This is a genomic window from Thiorhodococcus mannitoliphagus (assembly GCF_010915725.1).
GTDB classification, from domain to species: Bacteria; Pseudomonadota; Gammaproteobacteria; order Chromatiales; family Chromatiaceae; genus Thiorhodococcus; species Thiorhodococcus mannitoliphagus.
The window spans coordinates 1-22,150 of record NZ_JAAIJR010000097.1; the positions used below are offsets into that span (position 1 = coordinate 1).

Sequence of the window (22,150 nt, forward strand, 5' to 3'; positions counted from 1 at the left end):
CGCCTGGCTGAAAGGATTTCGGGCGATTCGTACCCGTTATGTTTGCCAGTTGCAAAACTACTTGGCACTGATTCAGCTGGCTTGCGCAGAAATCTTATTCCGAAAACTCCAAGAAACCTAAAGGTAAGGCAAATTCTGTTCTGGATATCCTCTTAAGACGCTGCCTGGAAACAAAGGTCGACATCTACCAAGGGTAACCACGCTCTTCAATTGACAAAGAGGGCATGTTGTAGAACATAACGCCTTGCGTTATAGTCAACCCCATGATCAAGGGTTTTCGCGACAAGGCTGCGGAGCGCATTTGGGCCGGCGAGGTAGATCGGCGGCTCCCACCGCAGATCCAAAAGATCGTCCGGCGCAAGCTCCGCATGCTGAACAACGCCCGCTCCCTGGACGATCTGCGCATCCCCCCGGCGAACCGCCTGGAGGCCCTGCATGGGGATCGCGCCGGCCAGTACAGCATCCGCATCAATCGGCAGTGGCGCATCTGTTTTGTTTGGGGAAACGGCGACGCGGACGCCGTCGAGATCGTTGATTACCACTGAGGTATGACTATGAACCCTGTCCTCGACAACGTGCACCCCGGCGAGGTATTGCTCGAAGAGTTCCTGACACCCATGGGCATCAGCCAGAATGGTCTGGCGCGGAACCTCGGCGTGCCGCCACGGCGCATCAACGAGATCGTCCACGGTCAGCGCGCTGTCACCGCCGACACCGCCCTGCGCCTGGCGCGCTACTTCGGGACCTCAGAGGGGTTTTGGATGGGACTCCAGGCGGACTACGACTTGGAAGAGGCACGCAAGCGTCTGGGCGAACGACTGGAACGAGACGTCAGGCCGCGGGCGGCTTGACCTGCCCTCCTGTCCCAAAGATCACGACAACGGATCGAAAGTACAAGCATCCCTGAGCGTGCAGGTTGGCCCGATTGCCGGACTCCATGCCGGCAATCGGACCCGCAGGGATTGGTTTTACCAGACCTGTCCTGGGTTGTTCTCAAGCTGCCGCATCACCGCCTCCGTGGCCTTCTGCAGGCTCAGCGACTCGGCCCGTTGGCGTGGCGGCCATTCCTTCAGGCTCTTCATGTGCTCGGCGATGATCCCTTGCGCCGGGACCAGGGTCCACATCTTCTGGGCTAAGAACTTGCGGCCCATATAGCCCCATTCGTGGGACAGGGGGTCGAAGCGCTCCATGGGGTCCATGCGCAGGTTGAACAGATAGGGCGCCGAGGGATAAACGATGGGGTCCCACCACAGCCCGTTTTCCTTGACCCCGAACAGCATCTTCCAATCGCCCACGCGCGCGCCGGTGAGGGTCGCCTCGTCGTAATAGAAGTACTCCTTGCGGGCGGATTTGTCCGTCTTGCCGGTCCACAGATCGAGGTTGTCGTAGCCGTCCAGGTGGACCTTGTAGGTCATGTCGCCCATCTGTGCGCCCTCAAGCAGCTTGTCCTTGAGGTCCGGCTCGCCGGCGGCCGCGGCCAGGGTGACGAAGAGGTCTTCATGGCTCTGGATGGCGTTGGAGACGCTGCCGGAAGGGATCTTGTCGGGCCAGCGGACCAGCATCGGCACCCGCACGCCGCCTTCCCAGGTCGTGCCCTTTTCGCCCCGGAAGGGGGAGTAGCCGCCGTCCGGCCAAAACATCAGCTCGTAGCCGTTATCCGTCGAATAGACCACGATGGTGTTGTCGGCAACTCCCAGGTCGTCGAGCTTCTTCAGCAACTGGCCGATCTCAGCGTCGTGCTGGATCATGCCGGCGCGATAAACATCGTTCTCGGGACGCCCCTCGTCGACGGCCTTCTGTAGGTACTCCGTGGGTACGTGGGTCCAGATGTGCATCCGGGTGGGGTTGAACCAGACGAAGAAGGGCTTGTCTTCCTTGACGCTGCTCTCGATGAAGGTCTCGGCCGCCTTCAGGAACTCGCTGTCCACGGTCTTCATGCGCTCGCGGGTGAGCGCACCGGTGTCCTCACAGCGCTGCTTGCCCATGGGGCCGAACTTTGGGTCATCGGTGGGGTCGTCGGTGTCCGTCGCCCAGCAATGCAGGACGCCACGCGGGCCGAACTTCTTGGTGAACTCGGGATTCTTCACCCCTGGGTAGTCGAGCTGCTCGGGCTCTTCCTCGGCGTTGAGGTGATAGAGGTTGCCGTAGAACTCGTCGAAACCATGCACGGTCGGCAGGAACTCGTTGCGGTCGCCCAGGTGGTTCTTGCCGAACTGCCCGGTCGCGTAGCCAAGCGGCTTCAGCACCTCGGCCAGTGTCGGGTCTTCCTTCTGCAGGCCCAGCTTTGAGCCGGGGATGCCGATGGTCGTCAGACCGGTGCGCACCGGCAATTGCCCGGTGATGAACGCGGCCCGTCCGGCGGTACAGCTTGGGTGCGCGTAGTGATCGGTAAACAGCATGCCCTCTTTGGCGATGCGGTCGATGTTGGGCGTCTGGCCCATCATGCCGTGGGTATAGGCACCGACATTCCACATGCCGATATCGTCACCGAAGATGACGAGGATATTGGGCTTTTCGGCGGCCGCTTCGGCGGCCGCCATGGCGCCGGGCATCCAGGCCGACACCGCAATCAGTGGAATAAACTTCAGCAAGGTTTTTTTCATGATTTCTCCCGGTTAAGGTTGTGGGCGAGTGGTTAGGGGGGCGCCGTGGGAATTGGTGGCGCCCGCGAAGTAAGGTTGCAAGAATTAAGTTCAGCAGCTTATCGGCTTGGGTCTGGCTAGCCAGCTAATTGGTATCGGCATCGGCATCGGCATCGGCATCGACTTGACTGCCCCGGTATTCGCCAAGCTCCTCGCGGACCGCGTAGCCACGCTGTCCGAGCTTCGTCAGCATGGCCACAATACGATCGAGCAGTGCCTTCTGCTGATTGTTGTCGTCCGCGGACAACGCCTCGCACACTTGCAGCACGTCCTGAATCGCAGCGCACTCCAGCGCCGAACCTCGGGCGATTTCAAAATACCGGCGTCGATCCCCGTTCGTTGCTTTGCCGTTACCCTCGGCAATGTTCAGCGCAATCGCTTGCGATGCACGCAGGAGTTGATCCTTCGCGTTGCGGTGTCCTTTCAGCTTCACGCAATACCGGTAGGCCCAACCGACATACTCGATGGCCGCACGGTATACGTCGAGCTTTTCATGGCCGAATGCCATAGGGCGTCTTCTCGCTTGATTCCGGTTCCGATTGCGATTCCGATAGCGACCCCGACCCCGACCCCGACCCCGACTCCGATTGCGCTACGGCCACCAATAGAGTTGTGACGGCTATTGGTGAATCCTTCCCAAGAACGCTACTCGGCAGCGCCCTTAAGCTGCGCCAGCAGCGCGCCGACCTGCCCGGACGGGTCCGGGAAGTGGGCCAGGTAACGCTCCGCCCAGGTGATCGCGGCGTCCCGGTCGCCGGCCTTGGCGTTGAGGCTCACCAGCGCGAGCGCGATGTTGGCGTCGTTGGGGTGGCGGTCGGTGGCTGCCGTGAGGGTGGCGATGGCCGCACGCGGGTCGCCGTTCGCCTCCTGCGCCAGAGCATGGACATAGGCGTAGCGGGGCTGCTCCGGGGCCTGCGCGGCGGCGCGGCCGAGCAGCTCCACTGCGGCGGGCAGGTGCTTGGTGCGGATCTCCAGGAGACCCAGTGCGTGCAGCAGATCGGCGTCGTCCGGGGCCTGCTTGAGTCCCTGTTCAAGCACCCTGCGACCGTCGTCGTCACGCCCGAGCGCGCGGTACAGGTCGGCGAGGTTGGCGTAAGCGGGCGTGAAGTCGGCCTCCAGCGCCAGCGCCTGGCGGTAGTCGCGCTCCGCGGCATCGGAGTCGCCCAGCAGGCTGTCGAGCACACCGAGGTTGAGCCAGTCCTCGGGGCGCTCGGCGTTGGTGAGCTGGGCCTCGCGGTACTCGGCCAGCGCCGGTGCGAGGGCCTTGCGCAACGGGGATTCACGGCCGGGGATGTTGGCCTCCAATCGGGCGTAAGCGGCCATTGCGCGGGCGGTATCGATGCGCACTAGGCGCGTCGGGTCGTCCAGCAGCTCAAGCCCGATGCTGAGCGCGTTCTGCGGCGGTAGGCGCTCCAGGGCGCGGGCGACGGCAGCGCGTAGCAGCGGGGAATCGGACTTAGCAAGGCCTTCCAACAGGGCTGGATCGATGGGTTCCGGCTGCTGGGCAAGCAGGTCCAGGGCCGTCGCCCGGGCGATCGCGGGCGCATCCGTATCCGCCGCCAGCTTGGCGAGCTTTGCGGCGGCATCCGGCGCTCCGCTGCGACCGGCGTGCAGCGCGGTGGCAAAGTGCGCCGGGCGCTTGGGTGTGCCGTACCAGGTCTGCACCTGAGCCGCTGCCTGCGCCGGGGTCAGCTCGGTATGGCAGCCGGTGCAGGCGTCGGGCGTGCCCAGGGCCGCAGCAAGGTCCGGGCGCGGGATGCGCAGGCTGTGGTCGGCGCGCGCGTCGATGACCATGTAGTTGCGCTCCGGCATGTGGCAGTCGAGGCAGGCAGTGCCGCTGCCCTTGGTGCCGGCGGTAGCGGTCATCGGGTGATGATGGTGCTCGGCGCTGTCGTAGCGGGTCGGCGCATGGCAGCGGGCGCAGACGGCGTTACCGGGCGCGCGCAGTTGCAGCGAATGCGGGTCGTGGCAGTCGTTGCAGGTGACGCCCAGGTGGAACATGCGGCTCTGGATGAAGGAGCCGTGCACGAAAACCTCGTCCTGGATCTGCCCGTCGGCGTAATACAGGCCCTCTCCCAGCAAGGCCAGCCGATGGGTGTCCTCCAGCGGTGCGTCCGGGGTGTAGGGGACGTGCAGCTGGCCGCGTCGGGAATGGCACCGGGCGCAGGTGTTGACCTCGGCATGACTGCTGCGCGGCGGCTCGCGGTGCGGCAGGCCGGTCTCCGGGGCCTGCACCCAGGTCGGGTTGTCGCGGTCGGCGAGGTCCGGCGTCAGGCCCTTGTGGGCGTCCCAGGCCTCGGCATCGCCCGCCGCCGCGGCCTCGGCCTGCTTTGCGTGCGCGGCGCCGGGGCCGTGGCAGGCCTCGCAGGCGACGTCGATCTCGGCCCAGGTGGTGGTGTAGGCGTCCGTACTCAGGTCGTAGCCCTTGTGCAGGCCGGTGGAGTGGCACTCGGCGCACTGGTAGTTCCAGGTCTGGTCGCGGTTGGTCCAGTGCAGCGGGTTATCGGGGCCGTAGTCCGCCTCGTCCGGGTAGAGGTGGAACCAGCGCTGGCCGCCCTGATCGGCCGGGCGTGAATCCCAGGCGATGCCGAGCGCTTGCAGCCGCCCGCCCGGGAAGCGGATCAAGTATTGCTGCAAGGGCGTCCAACCGAAGGTGTAGGCGATGGAATAGCTCGCAGGCTTGCCGTCCGGGCCGTCTGTGTCGACCCGGAATGCCTCGCCATCACGGTAGAAGCGCGTAGTGACGCCATGGGCGGTGAATTCGGCGTTGTCGAAGTCGCCGAGGACGTTCTCCGGCGTCGCCTCGGCCATGGCCAGGTCGTGGTGGGAACCCTGCCAGGCGGTGAGTTCGGCGGCGTGGCAGGTGCCGCAGCGCGTGCTGCCGATATAGCCCTCGGTGGCGGCCGCGTCGGCCGCGAGCGCCGACGCAGCGGGCAGCAACATGCAAAGGACAGCCGCGATGAGGTGCGGGACAACCGGGCCCATTAGGATCCGGGCGGCGGACAGGGGATCAGGCATCGGTTCTCCTAGCAGGGTTCGAAATCAGGCAATCGATTGGGTTCCACGCCCACATTCTGCGCCCGCAGCTGTTGGAGCGCCCGCTTTCACTCGATTGCTTGAGTGCGCCAACTGTTTGCAGATGACTTAGGCTTGTCGTTGTCGTTGTCGTTGTCGTTGTCGTTGTCGTAATCGTTGTCGTAATCGTAATCGTAATCGTAATCGTAATCGTAATCGTAATCGTGGTCGTGGTCGGATAGCCGATTACGACAACGACAACGATGATCACTGCCAAGTGGCGGCCACCGAGGGACGGTTCGCTGTGCGGACCTTCTCCGCTCAGTCCTGACCTTCCTCGAAGGCAAAAATCCGATTCCAGTCGGTCTTCATGCTGATGACGATCCAGCCCTGCTTCTGCGCCTCGTCGTACAGCGCCTGGGTGAAGGTGCCGACCTTGGTGTCGGGCAGCCCTTGCGCCGGTCCGTAGGCGTACTCGCGCTCGGCGTCGTCGTGGAGCAGAATCATCGACAGCCGCGCGCCGTCACCAGCCTTGGTGTATTCCAGCATCTGGCGGTCGCCGGTCGAGTTTCCGAATGCCGCTTGGGGCCGACGCCCGATCATCAGGTGGATGCCCTCTGGCTTGCCGGCATTGTTGTCGTTCAGGAGCAGTTTCGGCTCCTTGGTGAGAAACGGCTTGCCGTCCTTGCGATAGCCGTATTTGGTCTCCCCGGCGCTGCCGACCACCTGCTCAGGCGGAATCCCGTAAGCGGACTCGGAATACACCCGGACGAAGTCCTGACCGCCGCCGGTGACGATGTAGGTCTTGTAACCCTTGGCGCGGAGGTACTCCATGAGTTCCTGCATCGGCAGGTAGGTGAGATCGGTGTAGGGCCGGTTCCAGCGCGCGTTCTTGGCGGTTGCGAGCCACTTCTCCGCCTCGGCATTGAACTCGTCGACATCCATGCCGGTCAGCGTGGCGGCGAGGATCTTGATCAGGTCGTCCATGGGGAGCTTGGCGATGGCCTCGCGGTCGCCGGACAGCACGGTCTTGAACGGCTCCTCCTGCGCTAGCTCCGGTTTCGCCTTGACCACCGCCGGAATCCGCTCCAGGCAGTAGACCACCTGGCTGTACATGGGGTGCTCGACCCAGAGCGTACCGTCCTGGTCGAAGGTCGCGATGCGTTCCGCTGGCGGCACGAATGTCGGGCTTCCCGGCGTCGTGGTCTCCTTCACGAAGGCCATGATCGCCTGCTTCGCCGGCCCGTCATTCCAGGCGGACAGCGGATCATCGGGGGTGTGCTCCGGTGCCTGCGCCTGCGTTGGCGATGCTTCCCGTGTCTTGTTCTGAGTTGAGACAGTCCGCGCGTCCGTCGTGATGGTCAGCTTCTGGCCGGGCTTAATCAGGTCCGAGGTGAGGTGATTCTCCGCCTTCAGGGTGTCCAGCGGAACCTGGAAGCGTTCGCCGATCACAATCAGCTCGTCACCCTCCACAACCTCATAGATGGCGGTCACGCTATCGTATTCGCCCTTGGCGTGGTGGCGAGCACCCTGGTCGGCGGCCTGGGCGCTGCCCACGGACAGACAGGCGGTGAGCGCCAGTACCGACCAAGCGGCCTTAAACCTCGTGGTGAAGGGTGGTTTCAGGATTGAGGGTTTCTTCATCAGTGGATCCCTTGCTGAATGGAATGAAGCCATCGTGGGTTAGAAAGTCCGCCCATTCGGGAAGATATCGATGCGCGACGGCCAGCAGACGGCGGTACTCGGCGTCATCTTCGTCGACAAGAAACCTTCACTGGCGCCGATTGCCACGCTGGGTCACGTGGTGATGCAGGTCCTGCACGATGACGCGCGCGGCTCTGACCACAGCCTGCTACTTCAGACGAAATACTGATCGGGAGTTAAGCTCAGAAAGTGCCCATCAATTGTTCCCCGATGCGCGCGATGCCGCCCGAAATCGCCCCATCCCCCTTTGCGAAAGGGGAGGGGGGAAGTTATTGATGGACACTTCCTTAGTGTCCGTGGAGCTGAGGGGTTGAGGTACGAAACCCAGCAACGGCGGTATTGCAAATCCCGAAAATGCTGGGTTTCGCAAGCTGGCGTCGATCATCGTTTCAGCCAGTCGTCTTCCGTAGGGTGGACAAGCGCAGCGCAGTCCACCAACGCCGACGCGAGATTCGGTGGACTTCGCGCTCGCTCGTCCACCGGCCCAACGGATGACCAAGGCCCGCAAGCTCAACCCAGCCTACGCGCTAAAGGCTTGTTGAATCGGGTGAAGACCGCCGGGCGGGTCAAAAACCCACCCATTCGTCTTCGCGCTTGAAGATCGCTTTGTTCAGACATCCCGGTCGTCATGGGATGAATCTGGATTCAGATCACTCGCTGGTCAGCGTTTCGTCTCCATGAAATCCCGCATTCCTTGCTTGGCGGTTTCCTTAGCCTCTGCATGCTCCTCGGCGTCTTCGACTTCATCGATGATGACGGCTTCCTCATCAACGATCTCCGCGGCCATTGCGTCGGCCTCGACCACCTCATCAGCCTGGATGGCGGCGTCTTCCGTCGCGGTTGCAGACTGGCCCAAGGCCAAGCCGCTGGTGAGTCCAAGCGCGGCGCTCAGTGCCGTTGATGTCAACAGGGTTCGAATCGACATGATCAAGTCTCTCTCTGGTTGCGTGATATCAGGGTTTCAGCTCAGTCCTATTTGGGAAACATGAACTGGACTTGTGCTCGGATCTGCCAGTTGGCCCCAAAGTCCTGGCTCAAGACGTTATAGCACAACGACCGGTCATGCCCCCCAGACCCATTTACGGGGATTGGCCGGCGACAAAAAGGCCGTGAAAAGGCGATCCCCGACGCCGGTCGTGCTGCCGATGTCTCCTCCGAGCGAAGGCATCCACACCACCGGCAATAGGGCGGCTATGACGCGTCGGTGTGCCTTGCTCTCGGGCTCGAGGGACGCACCTCGCTTTCCCGAAAACCCATCTGCGACGGGTATAGAACGCCCTGGCTTGAATGTCTTGGTCATGAACTCAGTCTTCGGATAGAGGCAATGGGTGCCTCGGCCGGAAGGTTTCGGGCGTTGTTCGTAAAGGAAAGACAGAAGGCTAGGCTGGGCTGAGTCACGAAATCCAACAATGGCGGTAGTGCAAACCCCGAAAATGCTGGGTTTCGCAGGCTGAACCCATCGAGCTGTTTGGGAAAATTGGCTGGTCAGCGCCCGATCTCGGCCCTCAGCGGCCTCATGGTGGAGTGCGCCACCGGGGACCGGGCTCACATAGGGAAACGGGCTCAGGTCTCGCGTTTTGCCTCTCTGCCCGACAAAAGACAAGGCTTGACCCCGTTCTTTCCGGGCGGCCCTTGCGAGCCGCCCGGTCCATCGCATCAGCGACGCTTCGCGTCGTTACTCACCCGCGTGGCTGATGTGCTTCGCGGACTGCATCGCCTCGATCACCTGATCCAGGTTGTAGCTGGCCGGCATCTGCAGCGAGGGGAATTCCCGATAGGTCTCGAGTTCCTTCAGCCACATCAGCTGCCCCATGGGCAGCAGGTTCCAGTCATAGATGTACGCCGTGCTTGGAGCAGCCAAGGCGCCGCCGTAGCTCAAGAGGGTCCCATCAACCGACGCGACCGACCGCTCGAAGGGATCGCGCTTGAGGTTGCTGACATAGGTCCAGTGATAGGTGGTTGGGGGGTTGAACGCATCCGTCGCATTGGAAGAAATCATCGTGTAGTAGAACTTCCAGTTCTTGTACCGCACCGCCGAAGGATCTTTACCGGTGTAATAGAAGAAGTGGTCGCGTGCCGAATCCGACTTGCCTTCCAGGTAATCGCGCTGGTCGAAGCCGTCCAGCGTGGTCTTGACGATGCCGGGGTACTTGCCGGCCTCAATCTGCTTCTTCAGACCATCTCCCGAAGGCCCGCCGGCGATATTGACCAAGGTGGGCACCCAGTCCAGTGACGAGAAGATCTGGTCCGGGTTCGAGCCGGCCTTGACGTGCCCCGGCCAGCGCACGAGCATCGGAGCCCGCATACCGCCTTCCCAAGTGGTGAGCTTGCCGCCTCTGAAGGGCGTGATACCGCCGTCCGGGTAGGTGATGGTCTCAGCGCCATTGTCGGTGGTAAAGACGACGATGGTGTTGTCGAGTTCGCCCATGTCCTCGAGCTTTTTCAGCACGTAGCCGATGTTGTCGTCCATCTGCTTCATGCCGGCTTCGTTGATACCCCAGTCCTTGCCGCCCTTTTCGCCCAGCATGTCCATGTACTCATCCGAGAGCATGGTGGTGACGTGCATGCGCGCCGGGTTATACCAGACGAAGAACGGCTTGCCGGTCTTCTCGGGGTCGTTGCGCTCGAGGAAGTCGATGACCTGGGTGGAGATCTCCTCGTCCACGGTCTTGGAACGTTCCAGCGTTAGCGGCCCCATGTCCTTGCAGCTCTGGTTCGCTTCCGTGCCGTCCGACGACGTACAGTGGAGGACCGGCCGCGGCGGGGTCATGCAGAGCGTGGTCTTCGGATCCACGGCACCGGGAACCTCTGCGAGCCCCTTGACCGGGGTGTTCTTACAGGGCGGAACAACGGTCTGATCGGTCGGCGACTTGTTGATGTCGGGGAAGCTCACCCCCTGCATGGCGTCGAGGTGATACAGGTAGCCCCAGAACTCCTGGAAGCCGTGTGCCGTTGGCAGCGACGCCGATTTGTCGCCGAGGTGGTTCTTGCCGAACTCGCCGGTGTTGTAGCCGAGATCGAGCAGGAATTTGGCCAGCGCAGGCGTGCCCGGCAACAGCGAACTGGTGGCGCCCGGAAGCTGTGGCATGACCATGCCGGCGCGCAGCGGATGCATGCCGGTGAAGAAGGCGGTGCGCCCGGCCGTGCAGCTCTGCTCGGCATAGTAGGTCATGAACCGCGCACCTTCATCCGCGAGGCGGTCGAGGTTGGGCGTCTCCCCAACCATGAGTCCCTGATGGTAGGCACCCACGTTCATGATGCCGATGTCATCGCCCATGATGAATAGGATGTTGGGCTTCTCACTGGGGTCGGCGGCCTGGGCGTTGCCGATGGCGAGACAGGCCGTTAGGGCCAGGATCGAGCCGGCGGTCTTGAGCCCCGCAATAGGGGGCGATTTCGGGATCCTTCGATTGTTGAGTCGCATCTGCACTATCCTCTGGTTAAGAAGCGGTATCAGAGCCCGGCGCCCACATGCGGCCTGGTGGGGTCAGGATTGGAGACGAGGGAGATGAAGTTGAGCGGGCGCTCGTTGTAGCTCCGCGGCATCGATGGCTTCCAGCAATGGGTGATCGCGAAACGGCTTGGCCAGACATGCGACCTGCGCTTCACCAATGAATGGACTATTCGACTAAACCGCATGCCCTCTTCGCGATCATCCCGCAGGAACGGCAACGAGACTACCGGGCGAAGGGGCAAAGGAGTTTGCCCGAAAGGGCAAAGGTGGGCGTGGTCGCGAACGCGCAAGGGATCAATCGGGCAAGTGTTGCAGCCGCTCGGCCAAGCGGCCGAGTTCGGCCGCCGAACTCACGCCTAGCTTCGTCATCATTTGCGCGCGCTGCATCTTGACGGTGCGTTCCGCGATTCCCAGCGCATCAGCGATCTGTTTGTTGAGCTGACCGGCGACGACCTGGTCGAAAACCGCTTGCTCGCGGGGGGTCAGCGCGGCAAAGGCCGCGCGCAATTGCTCCGCTTCCGCACGGGCCGCCCGCTCGGCCGCGTCGTGGGCGAGCGCGCGCTGGAGCGCCTCGAACAGGGCCTCGCGTTCAACCGGCTTGGTCAGAAAGTCCAAGGCGCCGGCCTTCATCGCCTGCACACTGACAACCACGTCGGCGTAGCCGGTTAGAAAGACCACCGGCAGCGCATTGCCCTGGCGCAGCAGGGCGGCTTGCAGGTCGAGCCCCGACGGCCCTGGCATTCGCACATCCAGCAGCACGCAACCTGGACCCTCCGGCAGCGGCTGCAACAGGAATTCGCCGACCGAGGCGTAGCCGCGCGCGTTGAAACCGGCCGCGTCGAGCAATCGCAGCAGCGCCGTGCGCAGTGACTCGTCGTCATCGACGACGTGGATCAGGGGTGAAGAGGTGGTCATGCCGGCTCCGCTGTGCCCGCGTCGTCGACCGCTGGCCATTCGACCCGGAACACCGCGCCCGCGCCGGGATCTGATTCCGCCCAGACGCGGCCGCCGTGGGCCTCGACGAGTGTGCGGGTGATGGACAGGCCCAGCCCCATGCCCCGGGGCTTGGTGCTGAAGAACGAATCGAACAGCCTCGGCAGATGCTCAGGAGCGATACCCTGTCCGCGATCGCGGACCACCAGCGTCAGGCGATCCGCGTCGCGTTCCACGGACAAGGCGACCGCGCGTCGCGCCTCGGGCAGGCCGTTCGCCGCATCCATGGCGTTGAGCGCCAGATTGATGAGCACCTGCTGGATCTGGACGCGATCGCCGAGCAGGGTGGTGGCGGTCGCGGCAAGTCGCAGGTCAAGCGCCACCCCGCGCCGCCGCGCTTCGGCGCGCAGCACGGGCTCCAGCTCGCGGACAGCATCGTTCAGCGCGAAGGTGTGCCAGTCGGCCGGCTGCTTGGCGAGCAGCGCCCGCAGCCGGCGGATGACCTCGCTCGCCCGCATGTTGTCCCGGCGTATGTCGGCCATGATCGCGCGGAGTTCGTCACGCCGATCCTCATCGGAGGCGAGCAGGAGATCGGCGGCATCAGCGTTGCTCAGAATGGCGCCGAGGGGTTGGTTGATCTCGTGGGCGATCGCGCCCGTCAACTCCCCAGCGACCGCGAGGCGCGAGGCATGGGCGAGTTCGAAGCGCTGTTGCTGTATCGCCAGTTCCATCCGGCGGCGGCGACGGCTTTCGAACAGGAGCCGGGCGATCAACCCTGCCTGCAGCAGAAAGACGACTGTGGCGAAGACCGTTGCGGTTGCATGTTGCTCCAGGAGTGTCGGGGGCTTGAACCGCACGATGGCGCCGTCCGGAATAGCACTCGGGTCGATGTCCCAGCGCCGGATCTGTCGCCAGTCGAGGTTCACGGCCTTGGGCATCATCTCCGGCAAGCGCGGCGCGGCGGGCGCGCCGCCGGCAAGCCGATCTTTCACGAGGCGTCCCGCCTGTTGCCCCATGGCCGCGAAATTCGGCATGGAGCCGCCGACGATGCCGATGCCGATAAAGGTGTCGAAGGGTCCGTACACAGGCGCGGCGGCGGCAGCGGCGATGAGCCCAGCGGCTTCGCGCGGGGAAAACAGGTGACCGACACCGTCTTCGAAGTAGCCCGGCGTAACGACCAGGGTGTCGCCGTCCAACCCACTCAGCCGTTGCAACAGGGTATCGGTCGGCAAGCCAGCGAGAAACTCGGTGGTGACCCGGTCCTGGAATTGCGCTACGTCGCCGCGCAATTCCGCTTCCCAGGCGCGATCCTGCTTGGAGGCGCCGGTCACCAGCACCAGCCGTCGGGCGCGCGGGTGCAAGCGCAGCGCCAGCTCAATGGTGCCCGGAAAATCGAATTCGATCGGAACGCCGACCACATCGGCCGGCAGTGGCGGGCGCGATCGCAGGAACGACCGCGAAACGGCCGCGTGGATGACCGGGACCCCAGGAAACAGCTCGGCACGATGGCGGAGCACGAAATCAAGCGCCCCCTTGCCCCCGGCGATCAGCACGGCCGGCGGTCGCAACGCGTACTTTTCGTGCAGGAAGGTGGTCAGGGCGCGCAGATAGGACTCGCCTTCAAAACGGGGATAGTCGAGAAACTCGGCGTTCAGCTCCGTCGAATTGTCGAGCGTCTCGCGCAGGCCGGTTTCGAACTCGATATTCGCCGGGAGCAAGCGATTGTTGGAATAGAGTACGAGGACGCACCGGTTCTCCTCGGCCGGGACGGCCGGCGCGAACAAGAGCCAGCACGCGACCCAAAGTCGAACAATCGATCTGTGCTTTGCTCGCAACATCATAAAGGAGCGGCCTCGCGAGAAATAGCGAAGGGGGTAGCTTGGCAATGCCGCCCACTTTAGCGGGTAAAGGTCCCGCCTGGGTAGTCGTTAGCCACGGGCCCAATATCGAGACTTGTCGTTTGTCCGCGAGCGGGCGAGCGAACGCCTAGGCCAGATAAAGAGGCAAGGTGTAAAGGTAACCGGAGAAGGAGACCCTAAAGGTATTGAGTCCCAAAAAATTTGCGAAATGGGGTGCGCACCACGCTTTGGTCGCCCGAGATCGACCCAATCGGGTCTTCACCCAGGCTCAGGGGGAAAACACCAGGCGTCAGCCTAGGTCGGCAACCCCGGCGTCCCTTCATGGTTCCGTTGCAGTCGGCTCGCCACGGAGCGCCGCTGACCGCGGCTGGCCGAGTCCGGGGGCTGAGATTCAGACGCCGGCGACCGCTTCGATCCTTATCTTACCCCTTCGCCTCAACACCTATCGGTTTCCCGAAATCAACCGGAACAGCCGCTCCAAGCCTGCGTAGCCAGGCCATCCTGGCCTGGTTTGCCAGGGCTGGAAGCCCTGGCTACATAAAACCGATAGGTGGTGAGAGGGAGCGACTTCTCTATCCTGGCTGTTGCTCAGGAGGCTCCTGCAGATCGGACCTATTGCCCCAATGATGCGTTTGCCCAGCAGCAGTTTTAGGACTCGGAATTGCCACCCTGAGTGCGCAGCCACTGCGCGATGTGAACCGGAAGATTGCCTTAGTTCTATTGTCGGTACGCGTTCGACCTCAATGGGGCGGTCAGCTTCCTGCTGTTTGCTGTCAGTCCGACCTCCCGTAGAGGCGCCAGGATTCTGCACAGGACGAACGCTCGCAGACTGGATGGGTCGTATGCATCAAGGAGAAGGCTCATCACTTCAAACAGCGCCTACGGCTTTTCCCGTGAAGAAACTCCATAGCCGCACGAGTGCCTCGGTATCGCGCTTGCAGTAAGCTAGCAGCTGATCCTGGATCTCCTGGCAGCGCCGCCTGGACGTCGTCGGCGCGATGGCTTCCTGATAAACCACCATGGCCGCACCTCCATCCTGCACGCCCACCAACTGGCTGTAATCCAAGTCCGGCGCAATGGTCGGCAAAACGGCCTTAATGCTCCAACTGCCTTCCTGATCCGGGTGATAGTAGAGACCCCTAGCCACCGGCAGGAGATCGACCACCCGATCGACCAACGCCAGTAATGCGCGAGCATCGCGGGGGAAGCGCTTGGCCAACTCGTGGATGCGGGTCTTCTCGAAGCTGGCATTGTAGACGAAGATCGGCCCACGCTCGCCGCAGGCGCCCAGCAGCGCCTTCACGAATGGCCGCAATGGATTCTTGCCCGTCAGGTCGAGAAATGAATCGTGGGTCAGTCGCCCTTTCGCATCGAGTCGGTGGCAGCTGAATTGGAAGGGAATCTGTTGATAAGGCCGGATCCCCTTCCAGAGCGGCACGGCCGGGTTTACTGACTCGAAGTCGAGGAAATAGGCTGGCAGCCTATGAACCGCTAGCTGCTTGGCCGCGCCCGCCTTGTCGAAATAGCATTTGCCGGACAGGGTGCAGTCCTTGACGCGCTGCTGTCGCTCGTTGAGGAGCGCGGCCGGCACATCCCGCAGATCGACGACCCCTTCAGCCTCGATATGGCTCTTGAGGGCCTTGGTTCGAACATCTGGAAGCCACTCGACCGGAAACTCCGCCTGCGCCTCCTGGCTGCGGCAATAGTCGATGAAACCGCACGCATAGGGATGCGTGCAGTGATGGCCGGTTTGGATGGAGGGCTCCCGTTTCTTGCGCAGCGTAGTCTGCGCCTCCTCCACCCAGTTGGCGACTTCCTGGCCGCGACCAAACGCCTCACGGGTCAGGTCCTTCTCCACCAGCAGGCCGTTGTAATCCTCGTTACCTGGATAGACCCAGGTGTTGTCGACATAGGCAATCGAAACACCGGCCAACGCGAGTCCAGCCGACTTGGCGACCCAGGACTGGAAGGCCACATCGTCACGCTGAGAGTCTTTGACCGAGGTGGACGACTTGACCTCCACCATTCGCCACATTGGACGCCCGCCCTTCTTGACCGGCAGGAGCACGTCGGCGAAGGCCAGCCCACCATTGGCGTTGAACCCGGCCTCGAAGATCCCGCGGCGCTTTGCCAGCAAGGCTTGAGTGCGCGCAAAGGCCCCTTCGAATCCCTCCGACGCGACATCGATCAAAGGGCATCGACCTTTTGGGTCATAGATCCTCCGAGCGATCTCCCCGACGCTGTCGCCGATCTGGTAGCGGGATTGGGTATCCGCGGAGTCCTCGCACAGATTGGGGCGATTGACCTCCAGCCACAAGCGGCGCGGGCATTGACGGTGAGCCATGATCTTGGATTTGGAGAGTACGCGCATCGTAACCTCGGACACGTCGCTGACAGAAAGAGACCGGCTCGCGTAGTCCGCCGCTGGGGGCGGACTGCAAACCTGAGCCGTGTGGATTGCAGGATTCTAGGCGGCGGATGCGACAGCGATTAGCGCACTCAGTCCATTTGGACCGAGCTGACGCCTTGGGCTAGGCAGGCGGCGTAGCCGATGATGGACGATTCACCTGCCGCCAAAGCCCGAGCAAATATTCGACATCCCATGAGGCACGATGCCGCTGCGGCAACTGCTGCCGCACGCTGTCTTTAACCCGCTCCAGCTGTCTCGCGGCTCCATCTGCGAACTGCGCGTCCTGCTCTAGCATCCTCAGAAATAGCGGGGCAGCGTTGGCCAGCGTGAAACTCGGCGACAGCCCCCACGTCGCCGAGAACAGCTCCGTCAGCCACTGCCCGTCGTAATCCGGATCATCCGTGTAGACTGTCGCTCCATCGAGCGCCTCATTCAGCCGTCGGCAGACCCAGTCAGGCGATTTCCCCTCGGCCAGCAACTGTACCCGTCGGATGCCGTGCAACTGCTCTGCCTTCCAACTCCAGTCTGTCCAGCGCTCGACACTGGCGGGCGAGATGAGATAGCTCTCGATGGAGCCATCAGGGTTCGACCAGGCGACCTCGATGGGATAGGAGCCCGAGGCCAGACTGGATGCCTCGAAATCGAGGAATCGAGGCATCGGCTCGGACGTGCTTGGACCTGGCGCTGTCATGTCGTGACCTCCGGAATCACGGCAATCTCCGATATCTCCATCCGATTGAAGATGTCCCCGCCGTGCGCCGCGATTGGGCAGATCAGTCGGTCAACGGGCATGAGATAGGCGTCGCTCTCCTCCTCATCGCGTTCGTTGTCGGACGGCGTGTTCGTAGCGTCCTCGAACTCGAAGGCGAGATCCTCCGTGTCGAAGTCGAAATCATCCAGGCCCTCATCGTCGTCCTCCTCATCGTCCGCCGCCCCAACGGTGCAAAAGGCTGAGAGGTTGTACTTGATCCGCCCGCAATAGCTCTGGATGGTCTCTCCATCCATGAGCGCCGGACGCTTGCTGTGGCGATCGAGCACGGTGATGCCGAGGATCACCTCGAGGATCTCGTCCCCGTACTCCATGGCGACCTCGATCGCGTTGGCCTTGTCGCCGTTGGAGAAGGCTGAGACGGTCCGAGCGTGGTATTCGTCCTTGCGGCACGGATGGCTATGGAAGGTCCCGACAAACTCAAGATAGGGGAAGGACTCGGTTACTTCGCGAATTCGGCTGAAGTGCAGGCGACTGAAGCTCACCATGTCCTTCTTGCGGCTGGCCGTCTGCATCGGCACCGCCAGGTTCACGTTGAAGATGATGTCATTCCCCTTCAGCATGCGCTGACCGAACAGGAGCCTGAAGGACTCACCTTCGTGCCTGCGGCTCTTGGAGGACCTGGCGTGCTCGCCGCTCGCGTGGTTGTTCCCAATGTAGGCCGAGGGAAAGGTCTCGATACTCGAGATGAGCACACTTTGAAAGGCCGCATCGTTCAGATGGGCGATGATGTTGGTCATAAGGCTCTCCTTGTCGGTGAACGGTGGCGAGGCGCTGTGGGTGTCAGTCCTCGGTGCTGTCGGGTGCGTCCACCTCCTGCTCAAGAAATGTCCGCAGATCCTCGGCAGAGCGGAAGTATCCGCCCGAGCCCCAGGGATCCTCGGTGCTCTGGCGGCACATGAAGGCGCCCACGATGGAGTGCGGTGCCAACACCCTCGGCTCCTTGAAGTTGCCCGAGCCGCGCTCGCGCAGGATGAGCACCTGCCCCCCTGAGCCGAGCATCTGCAGGTGACAGACCGGGCACTCCCAGTGATCCTCGCGGTTGAGCTCCATGGCCACGGCTGGGCCGGGGGCAAGTTTGCATTGCGGACATTCACCATCGTTGTAGCTGTCAAACATCTGAATACCCTCGAACGGTGTGGACCGCGCTGACGGTCCGTGGATCATGCGTCAGCGGCACGGCACTGAATCCATGCCGCACGGCTCGCCGGCCGTCCCCTCTAGCCGACCGGCTGGCGGACTAGACTCAGGCGACCTGCGCAACCTCCTCCCCCTTGAGCTGCCACTCCACGGCCATGCGCTTGAGGAACTGCTCCGGCGTCAAGGGCTCACCCATCAGCCGCTGCTGCCGACAGACTGTGGCGAAATCCCCCGGTGTCAGCCCCTCCATCCGCTCCAGATGCCGGACCAACAGCGGCGGGACCGGCGCCTGGACATCACCGAGCGCCTCCCGCGCAAAGAGCGCCACGCGCTGCGCCGGCGTCATCGCCCGGAAGCCGATCTTGAAATCGAAGCGCCGCAGGGCCGCCGCATCGAGCCCGGACATTAGATTGGTCGCCGCGATAAAGAGCCCCGGCCAGCTCTCCATCTGCTGGAGCAGCTCATTGACCTGGGTGCGCTCCCACAGTCGTTGCGCCTGACGCCGATCGCTGAGGAAGCTGTCGACCTCATCGAGCACCAGGAGGCTGTGCTTCGGGTCGCACTCCCGGAACAGCCGTGCCAGGTTCTGCTCCGTCTCTCCGACATAGGGCGAGAGCAGATCCGAGGCCCGCTGCGCGACCAGCTCCAGATCCAGCGCCCCGGCCAGCACCTCGGCAAAGGCCGTCTTGCCTGTGCCGGGTGGACCGAAGAAACAGAGACTGCCGCGACCCTCGCGGCTCAGCGCCTGCACCAAGACACTCGGCGAGAGACCGCCCGAGAGGTTCAGGTAGGCGACATCGAACGCCGTCGCTGGCGAGCGCCGCCGAGGCGTTGGTGACCCATGCAGCAGCCCCCGCAGCGCCGCCACCCCCTCGCGCACCGTCTGCTCCGGCGGGGTGCTCGGGCGCAGATCGAGCAGCCGTCGTGCCGCCCCCAGTTGCGCCGGGGCGAGCTTCGGATCGGCCGCCAGCTCATCGAGCAGGTCGGACGCGAGCCCGGCGTCGCCCAGATGCCGCTCCGCCATCTGCCGACGTACCGAGCGTGGTGGCGTCACGAAAGCCACCGGCAGCAGGAAGCGGCGCAGAAAGGCCGGATCCATCCCGTCCGTGCGGTTGCTGATCCAGATCGCAGGGACGGCGTTCTCCTCCAGGATGCGATTCATCCAGCCCTTCTGGCGGCCGATGGCCGAGCCCCCGCGCAGCAGGGCGAGGAGCGAGTGATCGCTCTCGAAGACGTCCTCGACCTCGTCGAAGATCAAGAGCGCATCACGCCGTCTCGTCAGCAGCCGCTGCGCCAGGAGATAGGCCGAGAGCCGTCCCTCGCGATTCAGACCGCGGGCATCCTCATCCGAGCTGCGCACCTGATAGGCTCTGAGCCCTGACTCAGCCGCCACCGCCCGGCCCAGCTCCGTCTTGCCGGTACCGGGATCTCCATAGAAAAGGGCATTCACCCCCACCGTCGCGGTCCGTGCCGCCTCGCCGAGCACCTCGCTCAGATGGGCGCTCTCCCGTACCAGATGCGGGAAGTCCGCAAGCCGCCAGGCTCCCTCGGGCGCCGGCTCGATCAGCATCTCGAGCAAGGCTTCGCCATCCGTCGGGGTGGCATTCAGCACCTCGCGCAGCAGATCGCCGGATTGCAGGAAATCCTCCAGATCGGAGTGGTCCTCGTCTACGTACACCAAACCCAGCCGGCGCAGCGGCGCCTCCCGGCTCAGGGTCTTGCGCAGAACTGCAGGCTCCAGTCCCAGCAGGGCCGCCATGCGCGGCAGATTGACCCGTGCCGGCGCCCGCTCACATTCGCGCAGGAGGGTGCGCAGGGGCTCGGAGAGGATGTGCTGATCGAGGAAGTCGAGCACCGTCAGGGAGGGGCCATCCAGGGCCAGCTCCCGCCCGAGCAGGGCGACGGTCGGCGAGAGTGTCACCCCTGCGTCGGCCTTGGCCACCCGGTTCAGGACAGCGCGTGAGATCGACCCGAAGGCCTGGCGCAGCTTGGCGCGCAAATGGCGATCATGCTGCGGCTGAGTGAAATCCTCACCCCAGTCCTCGAGGACGTCCTCATCATCATCGAGGTCCGTCTGCGTCAGAAACGTCGCCACCGAGCGCGGATGCATCAGCGGCTGTGACAGTTGCCAGAAGGCGCCGACGAAATCGGTGTCGTGCAGTCGCCGCTTGAGCTCCGGCGCCCCGGCGAGCAGCCGCATGGGATAGAGGGCGAGACGACGTTCGAGGGCGGAGACGGCATCGACATCGGTACGCCAGAAGGACGGGCGTTTGCGTGTGATCATTCGGCTTCACTCCAGGGTTGAAAGCGACGGGAATCAAAATGCCAGGTGAACAACTCACCGCGTCCGGGATGGCTGTCAGAGATCACCCCAAGCACCAGGTCGAGCGGCTCGCGGAAGTAGGTGCTGCCGGCCTCGTCCTCGCGGTCGAGGGCTGGGGTATCTAGCACCTCGATGACCACGGCCGGCTGGTCGTAGCGCGGGATGCGCTTGTTCCTGAGACCCGGCTTCCAACTGACCAGGTCGCCGGGGGCGAAGGGGTGTCGCCGCACCAGGGACTGGTAGCGCTCGCGCAGGGCAGCACCGAGGTCGCCACTCAGGTCCTCGAGCGGCGCGTCGTCGAGCAGGTCGGTGGGCGCGTCATCGCTCAGGCCGATGCGTGCGAGGAGCTCACGGGAGGACAAGTCTTTGGGTCGATTACGGGACATCAGGGACTCCTTTGCCGTAAGGTGAATCGATCAAGCGGATCTGGACCCAGGCGGCGGTCTGACAGGCGCCGTCGTCTTGGCTGTGGGGTCATCTAACCAAACCGATACGTCACTACCCGACGCATAGCCTGCGTCTTTCCGCTGCCCTCGATACAGCGGATTTCGAACACCTTTGGTGAATGATTGCCGTCGGGATGTGTGGATTAGCGCACATCAGTACGTCAACGCCCGACGTATGCTCCGGCTATGAACGCTTCCCCCTACCGACGTGTTGCCCGTATGAGCCGGATCGAGGAGCTGTTGCCGGCGTCCGGTGCGACGGAGGCCGCCTGCCGTGATGCCAAGTGGCTGCTGCAGCAGCTCGAGCAGGATGGCGAGATCGACCGGGAGAACGACAAGGAGTATTTCGGCGACGCCAACCCCGACGCCCGTCTGCGCGCCCTACAGCGTGATCTCAAGGAGATGGTGAGAGAGAAACGGATTGAGACGGCGAATCCGAAGGCAAAGCCACTGCGCTACCGGCGGTGTCCACGGGGGATCAACGACGATTCGACGATCTGGTCAGACACCGTGCGCCAAGTCCGCAACCTGGTTGATGGTGTCCTCAAGACGCGTCAGCTCGACCGTCTCTGGCAGCAGCTGCCCGTGGATGACACGCTGCCCCTGCTCACAGCCGACCGCTTGCGCATTCTCCCCGATACGCTGCGCCTCTTGCCGCCCGTGGCGAATCCCGAGGCACTCTCGGCCGTGATCACGGCGCTGGCCAAGGGCTATGCCCTCGATGTGACCTATGAGAATGCCTACGAAGCCCCCGAGATCGCCCGCAAGAACGCCCTTCTCCATCCTCAGGCGGTGGTCCAGCGCGGCCCCGTTCCCTATCTCTTCGCCCTCAAGAACGACGAGGACGACCTTGTTCGAACCTACGCCCTCCAGCGGATGGTTTCAGCCACGGCACTTCCCGATGTCCCCGCGCGCAGGGCCGAGCATTTCGATCTGGACGAGGCGATCGCCAACGGGAAGGTGGACTTCGGTCAGGGCGAGATGATCGAGCTGAAACTGCTGGTCCGCGGATACATGACGCGTGTGCTGCTCGATTGCCCGCTGAGTGCCGATCAGGATGTCGATGACGAGCCCGATGACCCGGAGTTCGAGATCGGGATCACGGCAACCGTTCCGTCGACTGGGCAGCTGCTGCGGTGGCTATTGGGGGCGGGGGACAAATTGAAAGTCGTGGGTCCGGAAGAGCTGCGACATACTGTGGAGGTGCAGGCGGCGAAGATGGCGCGCTTATACAATCAAATGAATAATGCTAGCCAAAACGGACACTCGGCATCTCGTTCTGTCTGATCGCTCAGTTCCAGGAGCTGTCGCCCGGGCTTTGCCGGCAATCCGGAAAGACTCGGCCATGATCGATCACCGGTCCAGATGGAGCGAGTGACTAGTGGTCTTGAGTGAAAGTCCTAATACTGTTTCTGGGCGATCGATGGCATCCTACTCATCTGTCTTGAGTTTCGC

18 protein-coding genes are annotated in these 22,150 nt (G+C 63.2%); 4 read left to right on the forward strand and 14 right to left on the reverse strand.

Translation table 11 applies throughout. From position 1 onward, the window contains the following. Positions 1–263 precede the first annotated feature (263 nt). Complete coding sequence (locus tag G3480_RS19010) at positions 264–545, forward strand: type II toxin-antitoxin system RelE/ParE family toxin (RefSeq protein WP_164655466.1); 282 nt, start codon at positions 264–266, stop codon at positions 543–545. 3 nt (positions 546–548) lie between these two features. Then, entirely contained in the window at positions 549–851 is a 303-nt protein-coding gene (locus tag G3480_RS19015) for a HigA family addiction module antitoxin (protein WP_420824629.1), read from the forward strand. A 117-nt stretch (positions 852–968) separates the two neighbouring features. Here the strand turns inward: G3480_RS19015 and G3480_RS19020 are convergent, their stop codons facing one another. The 4 genes from G3480_RS19020 to G3480_RS19035 all read right to left on the reverse strand — a co-directional run bounded on the left by G3480_RS19020 (position 969) and on the right by G3480_RS19035 (position 7,301). Then, on the reverse strand, positions 969–2,603 hold the full coding sequence (locus tag G3480_RS19020; protein ID WP_164655468.1) for an arylsulfatase: 1,635 nt from the start codon (positions 2,601–2,603) through the stop codon (positions 969–971). 124 nt (positions 2,604–2,727) lie between these two features. Further along, positions 2,728–3,150 carry a four helix bundle protein gene (locus G3480_RS19025; RefSeq protein ID WP_164655469.1) on the reverse strand — a complete coding sequence of 141 codons (423 nt, stop codon included), beginning with the start codon at positions 3,148–3,150 and terminating at the stop codon, positions 2,728–2,730. A gap of 137 nt (positions 3,151–3,287) precedes the next feature. Further along, entirely contained in the window at positions 3,288–5,660 is a 2,373-nt protein-coding gene (locus tag G3480_RS19030) for a tetratricopeptide repeat protein (protein WP_164655470.1), read from the reverse strand. Between the two features lie 318 nt (positions 5,661–5,978). Further along, positions 5,979–7,301 (reverse strand): haloacid dehalogenase-like hydrolase, encoded by a 1,323-nt coding sequence (locus tag G3480_RS19035; protein ID WP_164655471.1) that lies wholly within the window; start codon positions 7,299–7,301, stop codon positions 5,979–5,981. 70 nt (positions 7,302–7,371) lie between these two features. On the opposite strand from G3480_RS19035, the gene G3480_RS19040 reads away from it, so the two are divergent. Next, the gene (locus G3480_RS19040; protein WP_164655472.1) at positions 7,372–7,530 is read left to right on the forward strand and encodes a hypothetical protein; all 159 of its coding nucleotides are present in this window, start codon (positions 7,372–7,374) and stop codon (positions 7,528–7,530) included. A 492-nt stretch (positions 7,531–8,022) separates the two neighbouring features. Here G3480_RS19040 and G3480_RS19045 read toward each other — a convergent pair whose 3' ends face one another. From G3480_RS19045 to G3480_RS19090, 10 genes are all read right to left on the reverse strand, one after another. After that, the gene (locus G3480_RS19045; RefSeq protein WP_164655473.1) at positions 8,023–8,286 is read right to left on the reverse strand and encodes a hypothetical protein; all 264 of its coding nucleotides are present in this window, start codon (positions 8,284–8,286) and stop codon (positions 8,023–8,025) included. Between the two features lie 750 nt (positions 8,287–9,036). Beyond that, positions 9,037–10,785 carry an arylsulfatase gene (locus tag G3480_RS19050; RefSeq protein WP_206171795.1) on the reverse strand — a complete coding sequence of 583 codons (1,749 nt, stop codon included), beginning with the start codon at positions 10,783–10,785 and terminating at the stop codon, positions 9,037–9,039. A gap of 324 nt (positions 10,786–11,109) precedes the next feature. After that, positions 11,110–11,730, reverse strand: a complete 621-nt coding sequence (locus G3480_RS19055) for a response regulator transcription factor (RefSeq protein ID WP_164655474.1) — start codon at positions 11,728–11,730, stop codon at positions 11,110–11,112. After that, positions 11,727–13,532, reverse strand: a complete 1,806-nt coding sequence (locus tag G3480_RS19060) for a sensor histidine kinase (protein ID WP_240905921.1) — start codon at positions 13,530–13,532, stop codon at positions 11,727–11,729. The genes G3480_RS19055 and G3480_RS19060 overlap by 4 nt, the downstream gene beginning before the upstream one ends. Before the next feature lie 943 nt (positions 13,533–14,475). Continuing rightward, positions 14,476–15,978 (reverse strand): DUF2779 domain-containing protein, encoded by a 1,503-nt coding sequence (locus tag G3480_RS19065; protein ID WP_164655475.1) that lies wholly within the window; start codon positions 15,976–15,978, stop codon positions 14,476–14,478. Positions 15,979–16,138: 160 nt separating this feature from the next. Next, a complete protein-coding gene (locus tag G3480_RS19070) occupies positions 16,139–16,708 on the reverse strand; it encodes a 3'-5' exonuclease family protein (protein WP_164655476.1) in 570 nt (189 codons plus the stop codon). After that, positions 16,705–17,526 (reverse strand): hypothetical protein, encoded by an 822-nt coding sequence (locus G3480_RS19075; RefSeq protein ID WP_164655477.1) that lies wholly within the window; start codon positions 17,524–17,526, stop codon positions 16,705–16,707. Before G3480_RS19075 ends, G3480_RS19070 begins: the two co-directional genes overlap by 4 nt. Before the next feature lie 43 nt (positions 17,527–17,569). Further along, positions 17,570–17,905 carry a hypothetical protein gene (locus G3480_RS19080; RefSeq protein WP_164655478.1) on the reverse strand — a complete coding sequence of 112 codons (336 nt, stop codon included), beginning with the start codon at positions 17,903–17,905 and terminating at the stop codon, positions 17,570–17,572. Positions 17,906–18,032: 127 nt separating this feature from the next. Then, positions 18,033–20,210 (reverse strand): AAA family ATPase, encoded by a 2,178-nt coding sequence (locus G3480_RS19085; protein ID WP_164655479.1) that lies wholly within the window; start codon positions 20,208–20,210, stop codon positions 18,033–18,035. Then, the gene (locus G3480_RS19090; RefSeq protein ID WP_164655480.1) at positions 20,207–20,635 is read right to left on the reverse strand and encodes a hypothetical protein; all 429 of its coding nucleotides are present in this window, start codon (positions 20,633–20,635) and stop codon (positions 20,207–20,209) included. Before G3480_RS19090 ends, G3480_RS19085 begins: the two co-directional genes overlap by 4 nt. Before the next feature lie 279 nt (positions 20,636–20,914). Here G3480_RS19090 and G3480_RS19095 point away from each other — a divergent pair, with 279 nt between their 5' ends. Continuing rightward, positions 20,915–21,982, forward strand: a complete 1,068-nt coding sequence (locus G3480_RS19095) for a helix-turn-helix transcriptional regulator (protein ID WP_240905922.1) — start codon at positions 20,915–20,917, stop codon at positions 21,980–21,982. Positions 21,983–22,150 lie beyond the last annotated feature (168 nt).

Coding starts and splice junctions, on each gene's coding strand:
- G3480_RS19010 (WP_164655466.1), top strand. CDS start 264: ATGATCAAGGGTTTTCGCGACAAGGCTGCGGAGCGCATTTGGGCCGGC.
- G3480_RS19015 (WP_420824629.1), top strand. CDS start 549: ATGACTATGAACCCTGTCCTCGACAACGTGCACCCCGGCGAGGTATTG.
- G3480_RS19020 (WP_164655468.1), bottom strand. CDS start 2,603: ATGAAAAAAACCTTGCTGAAGTTTATTCCACTGATTGCGGTGTCGGCC.
- G3480_RS19025 (WP_164655469.1), bottom strand. CDS start 3,150: ATGGCATTCGGCCATGAAAAGCTCGACGTATACCGTGCGGCCATCGAG.
- G3480_RS19030 (WP_164655470.1), bottom strand. CDS start 5,660: ATGCCTGATCCCCTGTCCGCCGCCCGGATCCTAATGGGCCCGGTTGTC.
- G3480_RS19035 (WP_164655471.1), bottom strand. CDS start 7,301: ATGAAGAAACCCTCAATCCTGAAACCACCCTTCACCACGAGGTTTAAG.
- G3480_RS19040 (WP_164655472.1), top strand. CDS start 7,372: ATGCGCGACGGCCAGCAGACGGCGGTACTCGGCGTCATCTTCGTCGAC.
- G3480_RS19045 (WP_164655473.1), bottom strand. CDS start 8,286: ATGTCGATTCGAACCCTGTTGACATCAACGGCACTGAGCGCCGCGCTT.
- G3480_RS19050 (WP_206171795.1), bottom strand. CDS start 10,785: ATGCGACTCAACAATCGAAGGATCCCGAAATCGCCCCCTATTGCGGGG.
- G3480_RS19055 (WP_164655474.1), bottom strand. CDS start 11,730: ATGACCACCTCTTCACCCCTGATCCACGTCGTCGATGACGACGAGTCA.
- G3480_RS19065 (WP_164655475.1), bottom strand. CDS start 15,978: ATGCGCGTACTCTCCAAATCCAAGATCATGGCTCACCGTCAATGCCCG.
- G3480_RS19070 (WP_164655476.1), bottom strand. CDS start 16,708: ATGACAGCGCCAGGTCCAAGCACGTCCGAGCCGATGCCTCGATTCCTC.
- G3480_RS19075 (WP_164655477.1), bottom strand. CDS start 17,526: ATGACCAACATCATCGCCCATCTGAACGATGCGGCCTTTCAAAGTGTG.
- G3480_RS19080 (WP_164655478.1), bottom strand. CDS start 17,905: ATGTTTGACAGCTACAACGATGGTGAATGTCCGCAATGCAAACTTGCC.
- G3480_RS19085 (WP_164655479.1), bottom strand. CDS start 20,210: ATGATCACACGCAAACGCCCGTCCTTCTGGCGTACCGATGTCGATGCC.
- G3480_RS19090 (WP_164655480.1), bottom strand. CDS start 20,635: ATGTCCCGTAATCGACCCAAAGACTTGTCCTCCCGTGAGCTCCTCGCA.
- G3480_RS19095 (WP_240905922.1), top strand. CDS start 20,915: ATGAGCCGGATCGAGGAGCTGTTGCCGGCGTCCGGTGCGACGGAGGCC.